Source organism: Aeromonas sp. R7-1, from assembly GCF_040908115.1.
GTDB classification, from domain to species: domain Bacteria; phylum Pseudomonadota; class Gammaproteobacteria; order Enterobacterales; family Aeromonadaceae; genus Aeromonas; species Aeromonas caviae.
The window spans coordinates 29,280-50,625 of record NZ_JBFODD010000018.1 but is presented as its reverse complement, the minus strand read 5'-3'; the positions used below and the strand labels follow the sequence as shown (position 1 = coordinate 50,625).

Sequence of the window (21,346 nt, the reverse complement as noted above, 5' to 3'; positions counted from 1 at the left end):
GGGCGCAGGCATGATGCGGGTCGGACATGGTTTTGATGTTCACAAGTTTGGCGGGGTTGGTCCCTGCATGCTGGGCGGGGTGGCAGTGCCCTATGAACAGGGCCTGCTGGCCCACTCCGATGGTGACGTGGTGCTGCATGCGGTGAGCGATGCCCTGCTGGGGGCCATCGGCGCCGGCGACATCGGCCGCCACTTCCCCGATACCGCCGCCGAATTCAAAGGCATCGACAGCCGCATCCTGCTGCGGGATGTCTTTGCCCGCGTGCAGCTCGCAGGTTATGCCATCGGCAACCTGGATGTGACCATCATCGCCCAGGCCCCCAAGATGGCCCCCCATATCGACGCCATGTGCGCCGTGCTGGCCGCGGATCTGCAATGTGATTTGAACCGGGTGAACGTCAAGGCGACCACCACCGAACAACTCGGATTCACGGGGCGCAAGGAAGGGATCGCCACCGAAGCCGTCGTCTTGCTGGTGAAACAATGATGCTTGAACAACTTGCCTATCTGCACGGGACGCCCACTGCTCGCGGCATCCTCAAGGCCGAGGCCGCCGACTTCGTGGTCAATGAAGATCTCGGGTTTGCACCTTGCGGCGAGGGGGAACACATCTTCGTCCGGGTACGCAAAACCGGCGAGAATACCGCCTGGGTGGCTGGCCTGCTGGCCGATGCGGCCGGGGTTGCCCGCAATGCGGTGACCTGGGCTGGTCTGAAAGATCGCCATGCGGTGACCGAACAGTGGTTCGGCATCCATCTGCCGGGCAAGGGCGAGCCGGATCTCTCGGTCATCGAGAACGACAACATCCGGATCCTTGAGGCGAAGCGCCACAACAAGAAGCTGCGGGTCGGCTATCTCAAGGGCAACCACTTCACCCTGCGTCTCACCGGGCTGGAGCAGGCCGACGGGCTGGAATCCCGTCTGCAGGCGATTGCAACCCAGGGGGTGCCCAACTACTACGGCGAGCAGCGTTTCGGCCGCGGTGGCAACAACCTGGAGGCCGCCAAGGCGATGTTCGCCGGCAAACGGATCAAGGATCGCAACAAGCGCTCCCTCTATCTGTCCGCCGCCCGCAGCATGCTGTTCAATGCCATCGTCAGCGCCCGCATCGAGCAGGGACTGGCCCATCAGCTGCTGGCAGGCGACTGCGTGATGCTCAAGGGCAGCCACTCCATCTTCAGCGAAGAGAGCGTGACCCCCGAGCTGGAAGCACGCCTTGCCTCCGGGGACGTGCAGCTGACCGCTCCCCAGTGGGGCCGTGGCCGTCTGGCGAGCCAGGGCGCGGCTGCCGAGTTCGAGCAAGGAGTGCTGGCTCCTTATGGTGACTGGTGCGAAGGACTGGAGAAAGCCGGGCTGGATCAGGACAGGCGCCCGCTGCTGCTCAAGCCGGAGCAGATGAGCTGGCAACGGGAGGACGAGGTGCTGACCCTGTCGTTCTTCCTGCCGGCCGGCGCCTTTGCCACCAGCGTGGTACGCGAATTAATGCTGGCCGAAGAGGCCGATCACGGTTTCAGGAACTCAACCGATGCGAATTCTGGTCAGTAATGACGATGGGGTACACGCCGAGGGCATTCGCGCCCTCAGCGAGGCGTTGCGTGCCTGTGGCGAGGTCGTGGTGGTGGCACCGGATCGCAACCGCAGCGGTGCCAGCCACTCCCTGACGCTGGAAGTGCCGCTGCGGGTCACCCGCCTCGATGCGTCCAGTTTTCACGGCATCAAGAGTTATGCGGTCAAGGGGACGCCGACCGACTGCGTTCATCTGGCGGTTAACGAACTGCTGCGCCCTGAGCCCGACATGGTGGTGGCCGGTATCAATCACGGGGCCAACCTAGGGGATGACGTCATCTACTCGGGGACGGTGGCGGCCGCGACGGAAGGGCGTCATCTTGGTTTCCCCTCCATCGCCGTTTCGCTGGTGGGCAAGACCCATTTCGCCAGTGCGGCCCACTACGCCGCCCAGCTGGTGCGGGGGCTGATGGTGCATCCGTTGCCTGCGGATCAGATCCTCAACGTGAATGTGCCGGATCTGCCGCTCGAGCAGATAAAGGGGATCAGGGTGACGCGCCTTGGCAATCGCCACCGGGCGGAGTCGGTGATCCGCACCGAGGATCCCCGTGGTCAGCCGGTCTACTGGATTGGTCCCCCCGGCAACCAGCAGGATGCGGGAGAGGGAACGGACTTTGCCGCCATCGAGCAGGGTTATGTCTCCATCACTCCCCTGACCATCGACATGACGGCCTACGGCAGTCTGTCGACCCTGGGCGCGTGGCTGGATCTGCAGGGATGACGTTGTGATAGTACAGCGCCTGTTGAATCAACTGATTGCCCAGGATGTCCGCGATTTCCGCGTATTGGCGGCGATCGCGAAGGTGCCGCGCCAGCTGTTTGTGGACGAGGCCATGGCCCACAAGGCCTGGGACAATACGGCCCTGCCCATCGGCCATGGGCAGACCATCTCTCAGCCTTACATCGTGGCGCGCATGACCGAGCTGCTGATCCAGAACGATCCGGCCCATGTGCTGGAGATCGGGACGGGATCGGGCTACCAGACGGCGGTACTGGCCCACCTGGTGGAGCATGTCTACACCATGGAGCGGATCAAGTCGCTGCAGTTTCAGGCCAGGCGCAGATTGCGCCAGCTCGATCTGCACAATGTGTCGGCCAAGCACGGCAATGGGTGGCTAGGTTGGCCCAACAAGGGCCCTTTCGACGCCATTCTGGTGACGGCGGCGGCCAGTGAGGTCCCCAAGGCCCTGACCGATCAGCTGGCTGACGGTGGTCGTCTGGTGTTGCCGGTGGGTGATGGCCAGCAGACCCTGCAGCTGATCGAGCGATCGGGCTCCCAGCTCACCAGCCGGATTCTGGAGCCGGTACGTTTCGTTCCCCTGATTGACGGAGATGTCGAGTGAAGTTGTTTTCCCGCCTTTATGTTCTGGTGATGCAGTGGGCACGCCACAAGTATGCCCCCTGGTATCTGGCCATCACCGCCTTTATTGAATCCATCTTCTGGCCCATCCCGGTGGATGTGATGCTGGCGCCCATGGCGCTCGGCAAACCTCATCGCGCCTGGCACTATGCCGCGCTGGCTACCCTCTTTTCGGTGCTGGGCGCCCTGTTTGGTTATCTGCTCGGCTATGCCCTGTGGGAGCCAGTGGTGCAGCCGCTGGTGACCTCGGTTGGCTATGAGGACAAGATTGCCCTGGCCGAGCAGTGGTTCGCGCAGTGGGGCATCTGGGTTATTTTTATTGCCAGCTTCACGCCGATCCCCTACAAGGTGTTTACCGTCACGGCTGGCTTGCTCCACATGGCACTGTTGCCTTTCATCCTGACCTCGCTGATCGGTCGTGGCATGCGCTTCTTCCTGGTTGCAGGTCTGATGCGCTGGGGCGGCGAGAAGATGGAGCGCAAGCTGATGCACTATGTGGATGTGCTGGGCTGGCTCTGTATTGGTTTGGCCGTTGCGGCCTATTTCTGGTTTAGTCGTTAAGGATCCACTATGTGTTCGCGTGTTTGGCAAGGTAGCGGTGTCGTCGTGTTGTCATGGCTGCTGCTTGCCTGTTCCTCCAGCAAGACTGCGGCTCCGGTGCACAGCCTGGGCAATGATCAGGTCGCTTCGACCATCCCCGTGCGTCAAGGTATGACCAAGCCCGGCATTGCAGGCAACGGGTACACCGTGGTCAAAGGAGACACTCTCTACTCCATTGCATTTCGTTCTGGCATGGATGTGGCTTCGCTTATCAGCATCAATGGCATCACTCCCCCCTATAACATTTATCCCGGCCAGCAGCTCAGGCTCGATGGTGCTTCCACCCCCATGGCGGTGGCAACCGTCGGCAGCCCTGTCAGTCGTGGCAGCGTGACGGGGTCTGGCAGTTACGAGGTGCGCCGTGGCGATACCTTGAGCAGCATCGGTCGCCAGTTCGGTCTCTCCAACCAGGCCTTGGCCCAGCGCAACAACCTCCAGGCTCCTTATGCATTGCACGTGGGCCAGGTGCTCAATGTGGGGGGCGCGGGTTCCTCAGGTGGTCAGATGGTGGCAGCAACCACACCGGTTGTGACCAGCACGGGGCCCAAACCCCTGGCCACGGCTCCGGCAGGTACGACCACACCATTTATTGCTCAGAAAACGATTGCTCCTGCCTCGTCAACAGCATACGCTCAGGCGAAAGAACAAAAAACCGTCAGTTCCTCGTCAACACTCTCCTGGCATTGGCCGACCAAAGGGCGGATCGTTGAAGGCTTCTCCGTTGCGGAACAAGGCAACAAGGGCATCGACATTTCCGGCCAGAAGGGCCAACCCATTTACGCTGCGAGCAGCGGCAAAGTGGTCTATGCGGGCAGTGCACTGCGAGGGTATGGCAAGCTGATAATTCTCAAGCACAACGATGATTACCTCTCCGCCTACGCTCACAACGATGAGTTGAGGGTCAAGGAGGGAGACACCGTGAAGGGCGGAGCGGTTATCGCCAATATGGGTAGCACGGATGCGCCGGATGTGCGCTTGCACTTTGAAATCCGGTACAAAGGCAAGTCGATCAACCCGATGGGCTATTTGCCAAAGCGTTAACTCAGAGAGCTGAGTCTTACTCTGGTGTAGGTCAGGGAGAGATATCATGAGCCAAGAACAACTGGTAATGCAGGATGCAGAGTTAGAGTTCGACGAGGAGCTGGAGGTTCAGGAGGAAGAAGAGGTTCAGGAAGTGGCGGCCGAAGCCGAAGAGACCATTTCCGATGAACTGATGGCGCCAGAGCTGAACAAGGTAATGGACGCCACCCAGCTCTATCTGGGGGAGATAGGCTTCTCCCCCTTGCTCACGGCCGAAGAGGAAGTCTACTACGCCCGCCGTGCCCTGCGTGGCGACAAAGCGGCGCGCAAGCGCATGATTGAATCCAACCTGCGCCTGGTGGTCAAGATTGCCCGGCGCTACAACAACCGCGGCCTGGTGCTGCTGGATCTCATCGAAGAGGGCAACCTCGGCCTTATCCGCGCCGTCGAGAAGTTCGACCCCGAGCGAGGCTTCCGTTTCTCTACCTATGCCACCTGGTGGATCCGCCAGACCATAGAACGGGCCATCATGAACCAGACCCGTACCATTCGTCTGCCCATCCATGTGGTCAAGGAGCTGAACGTCTATCTGCGCACTGCGCGCGAGCTTTCTCATCGTCTCGACCATGAGCCGACCGCCGAGGATATCGCCTCTGCACTGGATCGCTCTGTGGACGATGTGAATCGCATGCTCAAGCTCAACGAGAAGATCACCTCGGTGGATACTCCCATTGGTGGCGATCGCGACAAGGCGCTGCTGGATGTACTTTCCGACGAGCGCGGCATGGGGCCCGAGCTGGAGTCCCAGGAAGATGACATGCGCAGCAGCATAGTGCACTGGCTGGAGGAGCTGAATCCCAAGCAGCGCGAAGTGCTGGCCCGCCGTTTCGGTCTGCTCGGCTATGAACCGGCCACCTTGGAAGACGTGGGCGCCGAGATTGGTCTGACCCGCGAGCGGGTGCGTCAGATCCAGGTAGAAGGGTTGCGCCGCTTGCGGGAGATCCTGCTGGGGCAGGGACTCTCCATCGAAGCGTTGTTCCGCACCAACTAAACGGGTATGAATACCGTCATCAAGATGAAAAAGGGGCCGCAGGCCCCTTTCTTTTTGTCGTGGATCGTCAGGATCACACCGGATCCAGGGTATCCAGCGGCCAGCGCGGCACGGCCTTGACGACCAGGGGTTCGAAGACTCCCGCCTTAAGGCGTTGCATGCCTGCATAGGCGATCATGGCGCCGTTGTCGGTGCAGTATTCGGTGCGCGGGTAGAAGACTTCACCTTTGAGGCTCTCCATCAGCTCGGCCAGCTGGGCGCGCAGATGACGGTTGGCGCTGACGCCGCCTGCCACGACCAGACGATTGAGACCGGTCTCCTTCAGGGCACGACGGCACTTGATGGCCAGGGTGTCGACCACCGCATCCTCAAACGCCCGGGCGATGTCGGCACGGGTCTGCTCGTCGTCGCCATTGGCGGCTATGGTATTGGCGGCAAAGGTCTTGAGGCCGGAGAAGCTCATGTCGAGCCCGGGACGGTCGGTCATGGGACGGGGGAAGGTGAAGCGCCCAGTGGTGCCCTTTTCTGCCAGCCGGGAGAGCAGCGGGCCACCGGGGTAGTCCAGACCCATCAGCTTGGCGGTCTTGTCGAACGCCTCACCGGCGGCATCGTCGATCGATTCGCCCAGCAGCTGATAGCTGCCGATACCATCGACCCGAACCAGCATGGAGTGGCCGCCGGAAACCAAGAGCGCTACGAAGGGAAACTCGGGTGCTCGCTCTTCCAGCATGGGGGCCAGCAGGTGGCCTTCCATGTGGTGTACGGCGATGGCCGGCTTGTCCCAGGCCATGGCCAACGAGCGGCCTATGGTCGCCCCGACCAGGATGGCACCAACCAGACCTGGCCCCGCGGTATAGGCGATGCCGTCGATGTCATCCTTGCCAAGTCCAGCCTCTTTCAAGGCGGCCTGGATCAATGGGATCGTCTTGCGTACATGGTCCCGGCTGGCGAGCTCGGGAACGACGCCGCCGTAGTCCGCATGCAGCTTGACCTGGCTGTACAACTGGTGGGAAAGGATCCCTTTTTGATCATCGAAGATCGCGATCCCGGTTTCGTCACAGGATGTCTCTATGCCCAATACACGCATTGCTAAAAAATTTCACTGCTAAAATGAGACGGCTATGGTAACCTTCGCGGGTTTTTTAAACCAGAGCGATCTCTGCGGGTTTACTTTCATTCCCTGTCCAGAGTATAATTTCGCACCATTTTAAGACATGCTGATCGATTGAAGGTCAGCTAACAATTTATCACTGAGGTGAAAGGCACATGCCAGTAATCAAAGTCCGTGAAAATGAGCCGTTTGACGTTGCTCTGCGTCGCTTCAAGCGTTCTTGCGAAAAGGCCGGTATCCTGTCCGAAGTTCGTAGCCGTGAGTTCTACGAGAAGCCGACTACCATTCGCAAGCGCGCCAAAGCGTCCGCTGTCAAGCGTCACGCCAAGAAGCTGTCCCGCGAAAACGCACGTCGTATCCGCCTGTACTAATCAAGGGATCATGCCGTGTCTCTGAAGGATCAACTCAAGGATCAGCAAAAGCTCGCCATGCTTGCCAAAGACAAGCCTCGGTTGGGTGCTATCCGCTTGTTGATGGCAGAAATCAAGCAGCGTGAAGTCGATACCCGTGTCGAGCTCAACGATGAAGAGATCCTCGCTGTCGTGACCAAAATGGTCAAACAGCGTCGCGATTCCATCAGCCAGTTTGAAGCTGCCGGTCGCCTGGATCTTGCCGACAAAGAGTCCGCCGAGATCGTTGTGCTGCAGGAGTTCCTGCCACAACAGCTGACCGCAGACGAAATTGCCGCCCTGATCGAGCAAGCCATCACTGAAAGTGGTGCTGCCGTCATGGCTGACATGGGTAAAGTCATGGCTGTCTTGAAGCCAAAAATTCAGGGGCGTGCCGATGTCGGCGCCGTCAGTGCTCAGGTGAAAACCCGCTTGGCGTAACAGGCAACTCTCTTGTTTGGTCGAAGAAGCCGTGCTTCCCGTTGGAATGCGCGGCTTTTTTATTTCCTATGCAATGAAACAGGACGGTTATGGCTGGCAGGATCCCGCAATCCTTTATCGATGATCTGCTCGTACGCACGGACATAGTCGAGTTGATCGACTCCCGTGTGCGGTTGAAGAAAGCCGGTAAGAACTATCAGGCTTGCTGCCCTTTTCATAACGAAAAAAGCCCCTCCTTTACCGTCAGTCAGGAGAAGCAGTTCTATCACTGTTTCGGTTGTGGTGCCCACGGTAATGCCATCGGCTTTGTCATGGAGTACGACGGCCTGGAATTCCCCGATGCCATCGAAGAGCTGGCAAGCCTGCACGGTATGCAGGTCCCCCGTGAGCAAACGGCGGGTGGATCAAGCCATAGCCAACCAGCTGTCAGCAAGGATCTGTTCGAGCTGATGAACCAGATTGCGCGCTTCTACGAGAGCAATCTCAAGAACGCGCCTCAGGCGGTGGAGTATCTGAAAGGCCGGGGCCTGACTGGCGAGGTGGTCAAGCGCTTCAACATCGGTTATGCCCCTGGGGACTGGGATCAGGTGCGTCGCCGCTTTGGCGCCAGTAGGGATCACGAACAACTGCTGATTTCGGGCGGTATGCTGATCCCCCGTGACAGCGGCCCGGGCAGCTACGATCGTTTCCGCGATCGCATCATGTTTCCGATCCGGGACAAACGCGGCCGGGTCATCGGCTTCGGTGGCCGAGTGCTGGGGGATGGCACGCCCAAGTACTTGAACTCCCCCGAAACCCCCATCTTCCACAAGGGGCGAGAGCTGTTCGGCCTTTATGAGGTCAAGCAGGCACACAAGGATCCGCGCCGGATCCTTGTGGTGGAAGGCTACATGGATGTGGTGGCGCTCGGCCAGTACGACATCGACTATGCGGTGGCGGCACTGGGGACTGCGACCACCAGCGATCACATCCACACCCTGTTCCGTACCACGGCAGAGGTGGTCTGTTGCTACGACGGCGACAACGCCGGTCGGGAAGCGGCCTGGCGGGCGCTGGATAACGCGCTCTCCCACCTGCAAGACGGCCGTGAACTCAAGTTCGTCTTTTTGCCGGATGGCGAGGATCCCGACTCGCTGGTACGCCAGATCGGCAAGGAGGGGTTCGAAGCGCTGCTCGACAAGGCCCAGTCGTTTGCGGATTTCATGTTCGAACGCCTCGGGCGCGATGCGGCTCTTTCCGGTGAGGCAGGCAAGTTTGAAGTGGCCAACAAGGCCGCCGAGCTGATTCGTCGGGTACCGGAAGGTTTCACTCGTGAGGGGTTGATTACCCGACTCTCCAGCATGATGCGTTGGGGAGAAAACAAGCAGCGGATTACCGAGCTGTTTGCCCGCAACAGCCAGCCCAAGGTGGAAGTCAACAAACCCAAGGCGACCAAGCTGACGCCGATCCGCAGGGCTCTGGCCCTGATGGTGCAGTATCCGGCGATCACCGCCGAGCTGCCGGCCATGCCCGAGTTGGCCGGGCTGCGCCTGCAGGGGATCCCTTTCCTGCTGCAACTGCACCAGCAGATCCTGATCCAGCCGGGAGTGACAACGGGTATCCTGCTGGAGCATTGGCGTGGCACAAAAGAGGGAGAAATACTTGCCCAACTGGCGATGCATGACCTGTTTGAAGAGGTAAAGCTCGACCAGGAGCCCGATATTCTGGGAGAATTGCAGGATACCTTTGTCGGTTTCATCAACCTTTTCCTGAAGCAACGGATCGAAGAATTGCAGGCCAAGGTGGCGCAGGAAGGGCTAAGCTCTGAGGAAACTCAGGAGCTGATGATGCTGATCAGAGAGGTGCAGATTGAGAAAAGAAATGAGAGTGGGGCTTGATATTTGAGTGAGCAGTCCCAATATGAATAGCGTTGCCCGAATAGACGGGATTGAAAACAAACACTTTATAACCACCTGGCCCCGACAACACTGCGGGCAGGGGTTTCTCATGACCGACGCCGCAACCAGACATAGCATGTCTGGCGGTTTTCTATTAGAATTGGCTATTTGCGCAGCAGCGCACTGTACGCGCAACCTAGCAACACCAACCGGATGAGTTCTATGGAGCAAACCCCGCAGTCTCAGCTTAAACTCCTCGTTGCCAAAGGTAAAGAACAGGGCTACCTGACCTATGCCGAGGTGAACGATCACCTCCCGCAAGACATTGTCGATTCAGACCAGATCGAAGACATCATCCAGATGATCAACGATATGGGCATTCAAGTGGTTGAAAACGCTCCGGATGCCGATGACCTTATCATGGCTGAAGGTGGTACCGCCGATGAGGACGCTGCCGAAGCAGCGGCCCAGGCTCTGGCATCTGTTGAATCTGAGATTGGTCGCACGACCGATCCCGTCCGCATGTACATGCGGGAAATGGGTACCGTCGAACTGCTGACCCGCGAAGGCGAGATCGACATCGCCAAGCGGATTGAAGACGGTATCAACCAGGTACAAAGCTCCGTCGCCGAGTACCCTGAAGCCATCACTTACCTGCTCGAACAGTACGACAAGTACGAAGCCGAGCAGCTTCGCCTGTCCGACATCATCTCCGGCTTCATCGATCCGAACGAAGTGGATGACGTGGCACCGACCGCCACTCATATCGGCTCCGAGCTCAGCGAGGACGACCTCGCCGACGAAGACGAAGATGAGGACGAAGACGAAGACGAAGACGGTGACAACTCCGACGATGATGGCGACGGTGGCCCGGATCCGGAAGTCGCTCGCGAGAAATTCGGCGAACTGCGTGCCCAGTACGAGGTGACTCGTCTCTCCATTCAGCAGAATGGCCGTGCCCACGACGACACCCAGAATGCCATCGCCCAGCTGGCCGATGTCTTCCGTCAATTCCGCCTGATGCCCAAGCAGTTCGATCGCCTGGTCAACAACATGCGGGAGATGATGGAGCGTGTCCGCGTGCAGGAACGCATCATCATGAAGCTCTGCGTTGAGCAGGCCAAGATGCCGAAGAAGACCTTCGTCGCGGCCTTCACCAACAATGAGTGCGAAACTGCCTGGTTCGAATACCAGAAGCAGGCCGGCAAGGCGTGGTCTCCCCGCCTGCTCGAGATGGACGAAGAAGTACTGCGTTCCATCGGCAAGCTGCAGCAGATCGAAGAAGAGACCGGTCTGTCCATCGCCCAGATCAAGGACATCAACCGCCGCATGAGCATTGGTGAGGCCAAAGCCCGCCGTGCGAAGAAAGAGATGGTTGAGGCCAACTTGCGTCTGGTTATCTCCATCGCCAAGAAGTACACCAACCGCGGTCTGCAGTTCCTGGATCTGATCCAGGAGGGCAACATCGGTCTGATGAAGGCGGTCGACAAGTTCGAATATCGTCGCGGCTACAAGTTCTCGACCTATGCCACCTGGTGGATCCGTCAGGCCATTACCCGCTCCATCGCGGATCAGGCCCGTACCATCCGTATCCCTGTGCACATGATCGAGACCATCAACAAGCTCAACCGTATCTCCCGCCAGATGCTGCAGGAGATGGGTCGTGAACCGAACCCGGAAGAGCTGGCCATGCGCATGGGCATGCCGGAAGACAAGATCCGCAAGGTACTGAAAATCGCCAAGGAGCCCATCTCCATGGAGACGCCCATCGGTGATGATGAAGACTCCCACTTGGGCGATTTCATCGAAGATACCACCCTGGCTCTGCCAGCGGATGCGGCCACCAGCGAGAGCCTGCGCAACGCCACCCGCGAAGTGCTGGCCGGGCTGACCGCACGGGAAGCCAAGGTACTGCGCATGCGCTTCGGTATCGACATGAACACCGACCACACCCTCGAGGAAGTGGGCAAGCAGTTCGACGTCACCCGTGAGCGTATCCGTCAGATCGAAGCCAAGGCCCTGCGCAAATTGCGCCATCCGAGCCGCTCGGAAGTGCTGCGCAGCTTCCTGGACGAGTAGTCCCGGGTTCTGTCAGCCTGACATAGCAACAAAAAGCCCCGCCATGCGGGGCTTTGTTTTATCCGTGCAGGCATGGGCGTGAAGAGGGGTCATGGAACCGCTTGAATATGGATGAAATCTCGCCAAGTGGTTGATCTGACTATGGACGGGGTATCCGCCATCCCCTATAATCCACGCCGCTAACCAGCATCAATGGCCCCTTAGCTCAGTTGGTCAGAGCAGTCGACTCATAATCGATTGGTCGTGGGTTCAAGTCCCCCAGGGGCCACCATTTTCAGACAAAGCCGCTCTTTTGAGCGGCTTTGTCGTTTCTGGCGTTCACCAGCGTTTGTCCAGATCCTCGGCATAGAGTGCCATGGCGCGCCGGTAGGGGAACAGGGCGGGATCCGTGGTGGTGGTCGCGAGGATCCCCAGCAGCGTCTCCATTCCCTCCTTGCTGCGCCCCAGGTTGTAGCAGGTCATGGCACGAAACACCTTGAACTCCACGGCATCGGGGAAGCGGGACAGGGCCTCGTCAAAGGTGGCCAGCGCCTCGGCATGACGGCCCGTGGTGCGATAGGAGCTGCCAAGTCCAAGCAGGGCTCCGCGCAGCGACGACTCGCCAAGCCCCAGAGACACGGCCTTCTGATAGAGGGGAATGGCCTGGGCCTCTCGCCCCAGCATGTCGTGCAGTCCGGCCACTTCGTAATGCAGCTCGGCGTGGGCCGGGTGCGCGATGAGTTGCAGCAGACCGTGCTGACGGGCTTCCTCGATCCGTCCCTCGGCCTTGAGGTTGTTCAACGGTTTCATATGCGCTCCTGCATGGGGATGAAGGATCAGTATGCCTGCCGACAGGCTGGCGGAGAACGGGTCATGGGGCCATGAAAAAGGCCTCCCGCCGATGGCGGGAGGCCTGGTTCGGCGCCGGGGCGAAATGGCCCTGGCGTGTGTCCAGCCTTACTGGGCGCTCAGGCTGTAGGCCAGGGTCTGGTCGTTGAAGCGCACCACATAGGCACCGACCACTGCCGTGGTGATGTCTGCCCCGGCCAGCTCGGCCACGCCATCCTTGTTGGTGTCGCCGTAGTTCTGGGTCCAGTCCCCCTTGACGTCGAACTTGAAGCGCTGGCCGCCGTTGCCATCACCGCTGCCGGTGAAGGTGACGCTGGTCTGCCAGAGGTGATCCCCGACCAGGGACATGGGGGTGGTGCCCCAGTTGTTGGTGGTGCCGCGAATGTTGAGGCTGGCGACATTCTTGGCATAGGTGACGCTCACCGGAGTCAGGCTGTATTGCAGGGTCTGATCGTTGAAACGTACCCGGTACTGGCCGATGACCGAGGTGAGGATGTCACTGCCGGTCAGTTCGGCCACGCCGTCCTTGTTGGTGTCGCCGTAGTTCTGGGTCCAGTCCCCCTTGACGTCGAACTTGAAGCGCTGGTTGGTCTGACCGTCGAAGGTGACCAGGGCTTCCCACTGATTGTCGGCGACCAGCGTCATGGCAAGGGAGCCCCAGGCATTGGGGGTGCCGCGGAAGTTCAGGGTGGGCAGTACGCTGGCGTAGGTGCCGTTGTCGTCGGTGACGGTCACGGTGGCGCTGGCACTGGCGGTCAACCCTTCCGCATCGGTCACGGTGACCGTCACGGTATGGGTACCCGGGGTATCGAACCGGACTGTCTCCTTGGCGGCGGTGCCCCCGCTGGACCAGCTGTAGCTCACCACGCCGCCGTCATCGCTGGAGGCGGAGGCGTCGAACACCACGCTCTCACCCGCCTTGATACTGAGGGTCTTGGGGGAGAGGGTAGCGACCGGTGCCTGGTTGCTGGTGAGGGGAGTGACCGTGTAGCGCAGATCGCTCTCGCTCAGGGTGATGCGGTAGGTGCCCGCCCCGCTGACCAGGATATCCTTGCTGCTGCCCTTGTCGGCGATGCCATCCCCTTCGTTGTCGCCGTAGTTCTCGGCCCAGTTGCCGAAGACGTCGAACTTGAAGCGCTGGGCACCGGTGGCGTCACCGTTGCCGGTCAGGGTGAGGGTGGCGGACCAGACACGGTTGGCATCGACGGTCATGGGGGTGTTGCCCCAGGCGTTGTGGGTGCCGCGCAGGTTCATGCTGCTGAACTTGTTGCCCGGCAGGACGGAACTGCCGCAGGGGCTGGCCTTGGTGCAACCGGCGATGATGGCGGCCGCCTTCATGCCGGGGACGTTCAGGCTGGCCTTGCCGCTGCCATCGACGGTGACATAGCCGCCGCTGCAGTAGTCATTGCCCCCCAGGAGGTTGCAGTACTCGCCGGCCGGCAGGCCGGTCTGCACCGAGGCCACCAGGCTGCCGCTCTCGTTGTTGATGGCGACGAAGCCCTTGTCACCGCGGCTGAAGGCGATCTGGTTGTTGCCGTTGTCCCACCAGTTGCTGACGGGCTGGCCTTCGGTCCGGTTGTGGAACAGGGCCATGTTCATGATGGTCGGTCGGCGCTGTTCGCAGTTCCACTGGCTGTCCGTGCAGGGCGTGCTGCCCGGCGCCCCCTTGTCGGTTTCATAGGTGCCCATGTTTTCAAAGCGATAGCCCGACATCACCTGCTTCCAGCCATAGGGCCAGGCCATCATGAAGGTGTTGGCCAGATCGTAGCGGGCACCGCTCATGAAGGTGAGCATGCCGCCACCGCCGTGGCCGCGTTCGCGGTCGTGGTTGACCACGAAGACGAAGGCCTTGTTGGAGGGGAGCAGGCCCCAGCTCTCGCCCAGGGTCTTGAGGTTCTTGATCTGGCCGTTGAAGTTGGCAGCGAGATCCGTGCCGTATTTGAAGTCGGTGACGGTGTCGATGTAGGTGTAGCGGCCCGGCTGAATGTCGGGGGACTCCCCGCCTGCGCCGATCACCTCCAGGTAGGCCCTGGGGCTGCCTGCCTTGTCGAGGATGGCCTTCACATCGGCCGGCGCCATGTGCTTGGCCGCATCGATGCGAAAGCCCGCCACGCCCCAGCCGAGCAGGGTCTTCATGTAGGTGGCGATCTGATCCTGGACGTAGGATGAGCCGGTATTGAGGTCCGGCATGCCGTAGAGGGCGCCGTTCCAGACGTTGTTGCTGTCACCGTAGTTGGTGATGTCGCCGCTGTGATGGAAGTCGTTGTAGCCGAACTGGGGATATTGGTATTGCCCCGAGTTGTAGCTGCCGCCGCCGGTGGCGGTGCCCGAACCCGATGCCAGCTGGTTGAAGACGGCGTCGGCATAGACCTTGACCCCGGCCGCGTTGCAGCGGGCGATCATGCTCCTGAGCTCTGCCTCGCTACCGCCGAAGCTGTTGAAATTCTTGAAGCTGACCGGTTGATAGACAGTCCACCAGACCTGGCTGCCCTGTTTGTGCTCGGCGGGTGGGGTGATCTGGACGCCACCGAACCCCTTGGGCCCAAGCACGGTCTCGCACTCGTTGGCGATGTCGTTGAACTTCCATTGGAACAGGTGAACCATGACTCCTTCGGCGCTGGCAGTGTGGCTGAAAGAGCCGAGTGCCGCCGCCAGCAGGGCGGTTCGAAACAGTGTGTTGTGCATGACGATTTTCCCTTCGATCTTGTTATTGACGTATCACTGTCGTGTAGTCGAACGGACAACAAACAACCTCGTTCAGCTCCGTAGCATTCATGAAATCGACGTGGTTGAAAATCGAACAAGCTGAATTAATTAAGAAATGTGAATGAAAATGCTTTCATGCCATTCGGTGGCAGCAGGAGGATGCAGAGGGGGGCAGATCGGTGCGAGATCCGTCAAGCGGGTAGCGAAGGGGATGAACAGGGGCCCCGCAGGGCCCCGTGAACGTTCAGACGTTGGGTTCCTGCTGCCCGGCACTGGCCCGGACACGACGCCCTGGCAGCATGCGGGTGACCAGGTTGCTGCGCTGGCGCCAGGAGGTGTAGGCGATGGCGCACAGGTGCAGGGCGATCATGCCCTGGAGTGCCCAGGTGCACCACTCGTGCCAGTCGTCCGCCCCCAGATCGAAGCCGGTCTCGGTGTTCTGGAACCAGCCGGTCCCTGCGGTGGCGAGTACCAGCAGCCAGAGTGCCCAGACCGCCAGCTTGCCGCTGCCGTGATGGCCAGGGGTGGGCGGGGTCCGTTCGCGCAGGGCGTCGGCCTGATGGCGAAAATCCTCCCGGCTCGGGATGAGGGCGCGCAGGCGGGCGTGGCTGCGAGCGAAGGTGAGTCCCCACAGCAGGCGTATGCCGATGAGCACCATGACGGCGTATCCCATCCGCTCGTGCCACTCCTCGCCCGCCTCGTTGAGCCAGAGGTTGCCGATACAGATGGCCGCCACACCCCAGTGGGTTAGGCGCACCAGAGCATCCCAGTGGAAGGGATCAGCCTTTCTGCTTGGCATATTTGTGGTACTCCTTCTTCAGGTCGTTGACCTTGGCCAGGTGCTCGCGCGCCTTGGATTCGTCACCGGCCTGGAGGGCTGCCAGGCTGGCATCCAGCTCGGTCTGCACTTCGGTCATGCCTTCCAGGAACTTCTCCTTCTTGGCGGCGGGCATGTTCTTGCCCTTGGCGACGTCCAGCTGGGCCTTCATCTCCTTGATGTATTTCTCCATGGTGGCCGCGTCGTCGGCCTTGACGGCCTGCTTGTAGTTGAAGCCGATCTTCTTCATCGGCTGCTCCAGATCGCCGGCCATGGCAGGCAGGGCCATCAGGCCGAACATCAGGGGCAGCAGCAGGGGACGCACAGTTTTCAGCATGGGATTTCCTTATGAGACGACGAGATTGCAGGTTGTTATAGCACTCATTTGAGTGCGGTTTCACGCATCATGATGCCATGAAAGGGCGATCATTGTATGAAGAAAGTGCGACCAATTGTGACGAATTGTGCAGGGGATTGCTGTGGGAATGTAGCCGAAAGAGAACGGCCACCGGATCTCGCCTCCTGCAGGGGATACAAGGGCGCGCATCTGGCCCGGGAAGGGGTCCGCAGGCAGTGAATCATGCTGCCATTTTTTATCACACATCGTTTTATTAAAGTCAGGTGAGTTTTTCAGGTGTTTTTGTTTTTGAAAGCCACCACCCATGGACGATTCCACTGCCAGCACAGACGCCGTGCAACAAAAAAAGGGCCCGCAGGCCCTTTGAGTGATCGGGATCCGGCCCTTATTCGGCCTGCTCGCGCTCGATGGCACGCCAGCCGATGTCCTTGCGATAGAAGATGCCGTCCCACTGGATGCGACCAGCCAGGGCATAGGCCCGCTGCTGGGCTTCCTGCACCGTGTGGCCGAGGGCGGTGGCGCACAGCACGCGGCCACCCTGGGTCAGGCTGGTGTGTCCTTCCAGGCGGGTGCCTGCATGAAACACCTTCTCCCCTGCCACTTCGTCCACCGGCAGACCGCTGATGGGGTGATTGCTGCCGTAGTCGCCGGGATAGCCACCCGCTGCCAGCACCACGCCGATGGCGGCACGGGGGTCATAGACGGCTTCCTTCTGATCCAGCTGGCCGGCGCAGGCGGCGAGGCAGAGATCCACCAGGTCGGACTGCATCCGCAGCATGATGGGCTGGGTTTCGGGGTCGCCGAAGCGGCAGTTGAACTCGATCACCTTGGGGTTGCCCTCGGTATCGATCATCAGGCCGGCGTAGAGGAAGCCGGTGTAGACGTTGCCCTCGGCCGCCATGCCGCGCACGGTTGGCATGATCACCCGTTCCATCACGCGCTGGTGCACTTCGTCGGTCACCACGGGGGCCGGGGAGTAAGCCCCCATGCCGCCGGTGTTGGGGCCGGTGTCGCCGTCGAAGGCGCGCTTGTGATCCTGGCTGGTGGCCATGGGCAGCACGTGCTCGCCGTCCACCATGACGATGAAGCTCGCCTCTTCCCCGTCCAGGAACTCTTCGATCACCACCCGGGCGCCAGCATCGCCGAAGGCATTGCCGGAGAGCATGTCACGCACCGCCGCTTCCGCCTCGTCGAGGGTCATGGCGACGATCACCCCTTTGCCGGCGGCCAGACCGTCGGCCTTGATGACGATGGGGGCGCCCTTCTCGCGCAGATAGGCCAGCGCCGGCTCCACCTCGGTGAAGTTCTGGTAATCGGCGGTGGGGATGGCGTGGCGGGCCAGGAAGTCCTTGGTGAAGGCCTTGGAGCCTTCGAGCTGGGCGGCGGCGGCGGTCGGGCCGAAGATGGTCTGATCGGCGGCGCGGAAGGCATCGACCACCCCTTTCACCAGGGGGGCTTCCGGTCCGACGATGGTGAGACCGATCTGGTTCGCCTTGGCGAAGGCCAGCAGGCCCTCGATGTCGGTGGCCTGGATGGCGACGTTCTCGATGCCCGGCTCAAGCTGGGTGCCCGCATTGCCCGGTGCCACGAAGACCTGGGTCACCAGGGGGGAGTGTTTGGCCTTCCAGGCCAGGGCGTGTTCACGGCCGCCGTTGCCAATGATCAGTACTTTCATCGTCTCGCTCGCTTCTGTCTGAGTTCACTGGCGCTGCGGTGGCACTGCCAGTGGAAAGGATCCGGTGCTAAAGAGGCAGGGCCGCCATTGGCGGCCCTGGGCTGTCAGTGACGGAAATGACGCATGTTGGTGAACACCATGCACATGCCGTGTTCGTTGGCGGCGTCGATCACCTCCTGGTCGCGCATCGAGCCACCTGGCTGGATGACGCAGGAGATGCCCGCGGCAGCGGCGGCATCGATGCCGTCGCGGAACGGGAAGAAGGCGTCGGAGGCCATGACGGAGCCCGCCACGGTCAGCCCTTCATCCTCGGCCTTGATGCCGGCGATCTTGGCAGAGTAGACGCGGCTCATCTGGCCGGCGCCGACGCCGATGGTCTGGCCGTTCTTGGCGTAGACGATGGCGTTGGATTTGACGAACTTGGCGACCTTCCAGCAGAACAGCAGATCCTGCAGCTCGGCCTCGGTGGGCTGACGTTTGCTGACCACCTTCAAATCCCCGAGCGTCACCATGCCCAGATCGCGCTCCTGCACCAGCAGGCCGCCGTTAACGCGCTTGAAGTCAAAGCCTTGCGCCGGGGCAGTCCACTGGCCGCACTCCAGCAGGCGCACGTTCTGCTTGGCGGCGACCGCCTCGCGGGCTGCCTGGCTGATGCTGGGGGCGATGATCACTTCCACGAACTGGCGGGCGACGATGGCCGCAGCGGTCTCGCCGTCCAGTTCGCGGTTGAAGGCGATGATGCCGCCAAAGGCCGAGGTGGGGTCGGTCTGGTAGGCGCGATCGTAGGCAGCCAGCAGGTCGTCACCGATGGCGACGCCGCAGGGGTTGGCATGCTTGACGATGACGCAGGCCGGTTCGCTGAACTCCTTCACGCACTCCAGCGCTGCGTCGGTGTCGGCAATGTTGTTGTAGGAGAGGGCCTTGCCCTGCAGCTGGATGGCGCTTGCCACCGAGCCCGGCGCGGCCTGCTCTTCGGTGTAGAAGGCGGCAGCCTGGTGGCTGTTCTCGCCGTAGCGCATGTCCTGCTTCTTGATGAACTGGCTGTTGAAGGTGCGGGGGAAGCGGGACTCTTCGTCGCCTTCCTTGTTTTCGCCGTAGGAGGGCACCAGGGTGCCGAAGTAGTTGGCGATCATGCCGTCGTAGGCGGCGGTGTGCTCGAAGGCGGCGATGGCCAGATCGAAGCGGGTGGAGAGGGTCAGGCTGTTGCCGTTGCCATCCATCTCGGCGATGACGCGGTCATAGTCGGAGGCCTTGACGACGATGGTGACGTCCTTGTGGTTCTTGGCAGCGGAGCGGACCATGGTCGGGCCGCCGATGTCGATGTTCTCGACGGCGTCTTCCAGGGTGCAGCCGGGCTTGGCCACGGTGGCGGCGAAGGGATAGAGGTTGACGACGACCATGTCGATGGGGGAGATAGCGTGCTCGGCCATGATGGCGTCATCCCGGTCGCGACGGCCGAGAATACCGCCGTGTACCTTGGGATGCAGGGTCTTGACCCGGCCGTCCATCATCTCGGGGAATCCGGTGTAGTCGGACACCTCGGTCACCGGCAGGCCCGCATCGGCCAGCAGCTTGGCGGTTCCACCGGTGGAGAGCAGGGCCACACCACGCGCGTCGAGTGCCTTGGCAAATTCCAGGATGCCAGTCTTGTCAGACACACTCAGCAGTGCACGGCGAATGGGTCGAGCTTGTTCCATCACACTATCGTCCTCAGCATAACGGGGACCGTTCCATGGGAGGCGAGGCTCAACACACAGAGAGTCCCCAAATAAATGGAAGTGGGGGATTTCGCAAACCACTCTCGCCCGGGGCGGCCGTTGGCAAAAGCGTTTTAGGAAATGCCCGCTTGACGCGACGCTCTCTTGTGGGCGCGTATTCTACACAAAAAATGTGACCTGTGGTGGATTTTTTAAAGAGACAAACCCTTGTGGGATGCGGCGTTAAACGTTTTCTGGTGAATTTTTGTGAAACGTTTGTCTTTTCAGTGTTTTGGGGATAAATGGCCGGCAAGTGAGGGGTTAGCTGCTGCTTTCCTGCCTTTGACTGGCAATCGCCGGGCAAAGAGGTGATAGTGGAGGCCGGTTTATATTGAGTACCATGTCGGGAATGTCATGCGGGGGGAGAGGACCATGTATCGGATCGGTGAACTGGCCAAGGCGTGTGGGGTGAAGGCCGACACCCTGCGCTTTTACGAGAAGAACGGCCTCATCTCGCCGGGCATTCGCAACGAATCCGGTTATCGCCTCTACGGGGAGCAGGACAGGCGGCGGCTGGAGTTCATCATCCGCGCCAAGTCGGTGGGCTTTTCCCTCGCGGACATCGGCGAGCTGCTCACCCTCGACACCAACAAGGCCAAGGTCACCTGCCAGGAGGTGAAGGCGGTGGCTGACACCAAGCTCGAACAGGTGGAGCAGAAGCTCCTGGAGCTGACCCGTTTTCGCGAGAACCTGAAGGCCCTCTCCGACATCTGCTGCGGCGGCCCGCGCTCGGCGGAGCATTGCGCCATCCTCGAGACCCTGGAGTCCGGCGCCCCTTCCCGCCACGAGCACCACGACCATGAGCACTGAGCTGCGCCGGCCCCGGGTCTCCGCCTTTCTCGCCCTCTCCCTCGACGGTTTCATCGCCGGGGAGGGGGGCGATCTGGCATGGCTGGCCCCCTATGGTGGCGACGGGCCGGAGGAGACAGGCTACAGCGCCCTGATGGCGAGCGCGGACACCCTGCTGATGGGGCGCAACACCTACGATATCGTGAGCGCCTTTCCCGAGTGGCCCTACGGGGACAAGCCGCTGGTGGTACTGACCCACAGGCCCGCCGACCCCCGTCCTCGGGTCTCCTTTCGGCAGGGGGCGCTGGCGCAGGTGCTGGAAGAGTTGTGGCAGGGGGGAAGCCGTCACCTCTATCTGGATGGCGGGGAGCTGGTGAGGCAGGGTCTGCAGGGGGCCCTGGTGGACGAGCTGACCCTGTTCTGGGTACCGGTCACCCTGGGGGGCGGGATCCCGCTCTTTGCAGGATCCCTGCCCGGCACGCTGAGAACGGTGTCAAGCGCCGTGCTGCCAAGCGGCCTGGTGCGGGTTATCTATCACCCCGCCTGACAGCTTGCACGGGGGAGGCAAGAGGTGCACAATCGGCGCGTTTTTCGCCACCTGCCCTTCCAGACAGGGACGACAGGCAAACACGACAACCCCATCAAGGAGCCCATATGGCCAAGAAGAAGGTGACCTGTGTCACCGCCGAACCCGCCTGCGAACATCAGCGCGGCATCATTCAGGACAACCACCTCAAGGCACTGGTGACCTCCCCCCTGTTCCAGGCCCGGGTCGAGCCGAGCAAGAAGGGCAAGGGCAGCTATCAGCGCAAGGCCAAGCACGGCAAGCGGTGGGAGCCCGGCCAACAGCGGATGGTTAGCGTCTGCTGTTGAGCGGGTTTCTGCCGCAAGGCATCAGTTAACACAATCAGGGCGCCAATGG

The 21,346-nt window shown here is 61.0% G+C and carries 21 protein-coding genes and 1 tRNA gene; 15 read left to right on the top strand and 7 right to left on the bottom strand.

What is annotated here, in order from left to right; translation table 11 throughout:
* Window positions 1-10: 10 nt before the first annotated feature.
* From ispF to rpoS, 7 genes are read left to right on the top strand one after another with little or no spacing between them, the layout of a single operon-like run.
* Entirely contained in the window at window positions 11-487 is a 477-nt protein-coding gene (gene ispF / locus AB5Y51_RS02450) for a 2-C-methyl-D-erythritol 2,4-cyclodiphosphate synthase (protein ID WP_368178009.1), read from the top strand.
* Window positions 487-1,545 (top strand): tRNA pseudouridine(13) synthase TruD, encoded by a 1,059-nt coding sequence (truD, locus tag AB5Y51_RS02445; RefSeq protein ID WP_368178008.1) that lies wholly within the window; start codon window positions 487-489, stop codon window positions 1,543-1,545. The genes ispF and truD overlap by 1 nt, the downstream gene beginning before the upstream one ends.
* Window positions 1,526-2,287 (top strand): 5'/3'-nucleotidase SurE, encoded by a 762-nt coding sequence (gene surE, locus AB5Y51_RS02440; protein ID WP_041211067.1) that lies wholly within the window; start codon window positions 1,526-1,528, stop codon window positions 2,285-2,287. Before truD ends, surE begins: the two co-directional genes overlap by 20 nt.
* A gap of 4 nt (window positions 2,288-2,291) precedes the next feature.
* The gene (locus AB5Y51_RS02435; protein WP_010675623.1) at window positions 2,292-2,909 is read left to right on the top strand and encodes a protein-L-isoaspartate(D-aspartate) O-methyltransferase; all 618 of its coding nucleotides are present in this window, start codon (window positions 2,292-2,294) and stop codon (window positions 2,907-2,909) included.
* Complete coding sequence (locus AB5Y51_RS02430; RefSeq protein WP_010675622.1) at window positions 2,906-3,487, top strand: YqaA family protein; 582 nt, start codon at window positions 2,906-2,908, stop codon at window positions 3,485-3,487. The genes AB5Y51_RS02435 and AB5Y51_RS02430 overlap by 4 nt, the downstream gene beginning before the upstream one ends.
* A 9-nt stretch (window positions 3,488-3,496) precedes the next feature.
* Entirely contained in the window at window positions 3,497-4,567 is a 1,071-nt protein-coding gene (locus AB5Y51_RS02425; RefSeq protein WP_368178007.1) for a LysM peptidoglycan-binding domain-containing protein, read from the top strand.
* 46 nt (window positions 4,568-4,613) lie between these two features.
* A complete protein-coding gene (gene rpoS, locus AB5Y51_RS02420; RefSeq protein WP_010675620.1) occupies window positions 4,614-5,597 on the top strand; it encodes an RNA polymerase sigma factor RpoS in 984 nt (327 codons plus the stop codon).
* A 73-nt stretch (window positions 5,598-5,670) separates the two neighbouring features.
* Here rpoS and tsaD read toward each other — a convergent pair whose 3' ends face one another.
* The gene (tsaD, locus tag AB5Y51_RS02415) at window positions 5,671-6,684 is read right to left on the bottom strand and encodes a tRNA (adenosine(37)-N6)-threonylcarbamoyltransferase complex transferase subunit TsaD (protein WP_010675619.1); all 1,014 of its coding nucleotides are present in this window, start codon (window positions 6,682-6,684) and stop codon (window positions 5,671-5,673) included.
* Between the two features lie 179 nt (window positions 6,685-6,863).
* Here tsaD and rpsU point away from each other — a divergent pair, with 179 nt between their 5' ends.
* The 5 genes from rpsU (at window position 6,864) to AB5Y51_RS02390 (ending at window position 11,765) form a co-directional block, all read left to right on the top strand.
* Window positions 6,864-7,079 (top strand): 30S ribosomal protein S21, encoded by a 216-nt coding sequence (gene rpsU, locus AB5Y51_RS02410; RefSeq protein WP_005309452.1) that lies wholly within the window; start codon window positions 6,864-6,866, stop codon window positions 7,077-7,079.
* Window positions 7,080-7,094: 15 nt separating this feature from the next.
* Complete coding sequence (locus AB5Y51_RS02405) at window positions 7,095-7,538, top strand: GatB/YqeY domain-containing protein (RefSeq protein WP_221436546.1); 444 nt, start codon at window positions 7,095-7,097, stop codon at window positions 7,536-7,538.
* A gap of 89 nt (window positions 7,539-7,627) precedes the next feature.
* Window positions 7,628-9,415 (top strand): DNA primase, encoded by a 1,788-nt coding sequence (gene dnaG / locus AB5Y51_RS02400; RefSeq protein ID WP_113068962.1) that lies wholly within the window; start codon window positions 7,628-7,630, stop codon window positions 9,413-9,415.
* Window positions 9,416-9,598: 183 nt separating this feature from the next.
* Window positions 9,599-11,494, top strand: coding sequence for an RNA polymerase sigma factor RpoD (gene rpoD, locus AB5Y51_RS02395; RefSeq protein WP_263639565.1), 1,896 nt, complete (start codon window positions 9,599-9,601; stop codon window positions 11,492-11,494).
* Window positions 11,495-11,688: 194 nt separating this feature from the next.
* A tRNA-Ile gene (locus AB5Y51_RS02390) sits at window positions 11,689-11,765 on the top strand.
* 47 nt (window positions 11,766-11,812) lie between these two features.
* Here the strand turns inward: AB5Y51_RS02390 and AB5Y51_RS02385 are convergent.
* The 6 genes from AB5Y51_RS02385 to purH form a co-directional block, all read right to left on the bottom strand.
* Window positions 11,813-12,283: a tetratricopeptide repeat protein gene (locus AB5Y51_RS02385; protein ID WP_368178006.1), complete on the bottom strand. Its 471-nt coding sequence runs from the start codon at window positions 12,281-12,283 to the stop codon at window positions 11,813-11,815.
* Window positions 12,284-12,430: 147 nt separating this feature from the next.
* Window positions 12,431-15,007, bottom strand: coding sequence for an alpha amylase C-terminal domain-containing protein (locus AB5Y51_RS02380; RefSeq protein WP_368178005.1), 2,577 nt, complete (start codon window positions 15,005-15,007; stop codon window positions 12,431-12,433).
* A 265-nt stretch (window positions 15,008-15,272) separates the two neighbouring features.
* The gene (locus tag AB5Y51_RS02375) at window positions 15,273-15,827 is read right to left on the bottom strand and encodes a cytochrome b/b6 domain-containing protein (RefSeq protein ID WP_368178004.1); all 555 of its coding nucleotides are present in this window, start codon (window positions 15,825-15,827) and stop codon (window positions 15,273-15,275) included.
* Window positions 15,808-16,182, bottom strand: a complete 375-nt coding sequence (locus AB5Y51_RS02370; protein ID WP_368178003.1) for a cytochrome b562 — start codon at window positions 16,180-16,182, stop codon at window positions 15,808-15,810. The genes AB5Y51_RS02375 and AB5Y51_RS02370 overlap by 20 nt, the downstream gene beginning before the upstream one ends.
* Window positions 16,183-16,588: 406 nt before the next feature.
* Window positions 16,589-17,878, bottom strand: a complete 1,290-nt coding sequence (gene purD / locus AB5Y51_RS02365) for a phosphoribosylamine--glycine ligase (protein WP_201901927.1) — start codon at window positions 17,876-17,878, stop codon at window positions 16,589-16,591.
* A gap of 104 nt (window positions 17,879-17,982) precedes the next feature.
* Window positions 17,983-19,575 carry a bifunctional phosphoribosylaminoimidazolecarboxamide formyltransferase/IMP cyclohydrolase gene (gene purH / locus AB5Y51_RS02360; protein ID WP_368178002.1) on the bottom strand — a complete coding sequence of 531 codons (1,593 nt, stop codon included), beginning with the start codon at window positions 19,573-19,575 and terminating at the stop codon, window positions 17,983-17,985.
* Between the two features lie 432 nt (window positions 19,576-20,007).
* On the opposite strand from purH, the gene zntR reads away from it, so the two are divergent.
* The 3 genes from zntR (at window position 20,008) to AB5Y51_RS02345 (ending at window position 21,297) form a co-directional block, all read left to right on the top strand.
* Window positions 20,008-20,445 (top strand): Zn(2+)-responsive transcriptional regulator, encoded by a 438-nt coding sequence (gene zntR, locus AB5Y51_RS02355; RefSeq protein WP_041213891.1) that lies wholly within the window; start codon window positions 20,008-20,010, stop codon window positions 20,443-20,445.
* Window positions 20,435-20,971 carry a dihydrofolate reductase family protein gene (locus AB5Y51_RS02350; RefSeq protein ID WP_368178001.1) on the top strand — a complete coding sequence of 179 codons (537 nt, stop codon included), beginning with the start codon at window positions 20,435-20,437 and terminating at the stop codon, window positions 20,969-20,971. The genes zntR and AB5Y51_RS02350 overlap by 11 nt, the downstream gene beginning before the upstream one ends.
* A gap of 107 nt (window positions 20,972-21,078) precedes the next feature.
* Entirely contained in the window at window positions 21,079-21,297 is a 219-nt protein-coding gene (locus tag AB5Y51_RS02345) for an alternative ribosome-rescue factor A (protein WP_039040829.1), read from the top strand.
* Window positions 21,298-21,346: the final 49 nt, after the last annotated feature.

Excerpts from the sequence above, each read along its gene's own strand:
- AB5Y51_RS02425 (WP_368178007.1), top strand. The coding sequence starts at position 3,497 with ATGTGTTCGCGTGTTTGGCAAGGTAGCGGTGTCGTCGTGTTGTCATGG.
- AB5Y51_RS02385 (WP_368178006.1), bottom strand. The coding sequence starts at position 12,283 with ATGAAACCGTTGAACAACCTCAAGGCCGAGGGACGGATCGAGGAAGCC.
- surE (WP_041211067.1), top strand. The coding sequence starts at position 1,526 with ATGCGAATTCTGGTCAGTAATGACGATGGGGTACACGCCGAGGGCATT.
- ispF (WP_368178009.1), top strand. The coding sequence starts at position 11 with ATGATGCGGGTCGGACATGGTTTTGATGTTCACAAGTTTGGCGGGGTT.
- AB5Y51_RS02375 (WP_368178004.1), bottom strand. The coding sequence starts at position 15,827 with ATGCCAAGCAGAAAGGCTGATCCCTTCCACTGGGATGCTCTGGTGCGC.
- purH (WP_368178002.1), bottom strand. The coding sequence starts at position 19,575 with ATGGAACAAGCTCGACCCATTCGCCGTGCACTGCTGAGTGTGTCTGAC.
- AB5Y51_RS02370 (WP_368178003.1), bottom strand. The coding sequence starts at position 16,182 with ATGCTGAAAACTGTGCGTCCCCTGCTGCTGCCCCTGATGTTCGGCCTG.
- zntR (WP_041213891.1), top strand. The coding sequence starts at position 20,008 with ATGTATCGGATCGGTGAACTGGCCAAGGCGTGTGGGGTGAAGGCCGAC.
- rpsU (WP_005309452.1), top strand. The coding sequence starts at position 6,864 with ATGCCAGTAATCAAAGTCCGTGAAAATGAGCCGTTTGACGTTGCTCTG.
- rpoS (WP_010675620.1), top strand. The coding sequence starts at position 4,614 with ATGAGCCAAGAACAACTGGTAATGCAGGATGCAGAGTTAGAGTTCGAC.
- truD (WP_368178008.1), top strand. The coding sequence starts at position 487 with ATGCTTGAACAACTTGCCTATCTGCACGGGACGCCCACTGCTCGCGGC.
- AB5Y51_RS02345 (WP_039040829.1), top strand. The coding sequence starts at position 21,079 with ATGGCCAAGAAGAAGGTGACCTGTGTCACCGCCGAACCCGCCTGCGAA.
- AB5Y51_RS02350 (WP_368178001.1), top strand. The coding sequence starts at position 20,435 with ATGAGCACTGAGCTGCGCCGGCCCCGGGTCTCCGCCTTTCTCGCCCTC.
- tsaD (WP_010675619.1), bottom strand. The coding sequence starts at position 6,684 with ATGCGTGTATTGGGCATAGAGACATCCTGTGACGAAACCGGGATCGCG.
- AB5Y51_RS02380 (WP_368178005.1), bottom strand. The coding sequence starts at position 15,007 with ATGCACAACACACTGTTTCGAACCGCCCTGCTGGCGGCGGCACTCGGC.
- purD (WP_201901927.1), bottom strand. The coding sequence starts at position 17,878 with ATGAAAGTACTGATCATTGGCAACGGCGGCCGTGAACACGCCCTGGCC.
- dnaG (WP_113068962.1), top strand. The coding sequence starts at position 7,628 with ATGGCTGGCAGGATCCCGCAATCCTTTATCGATGATCTGCTCGTACGC.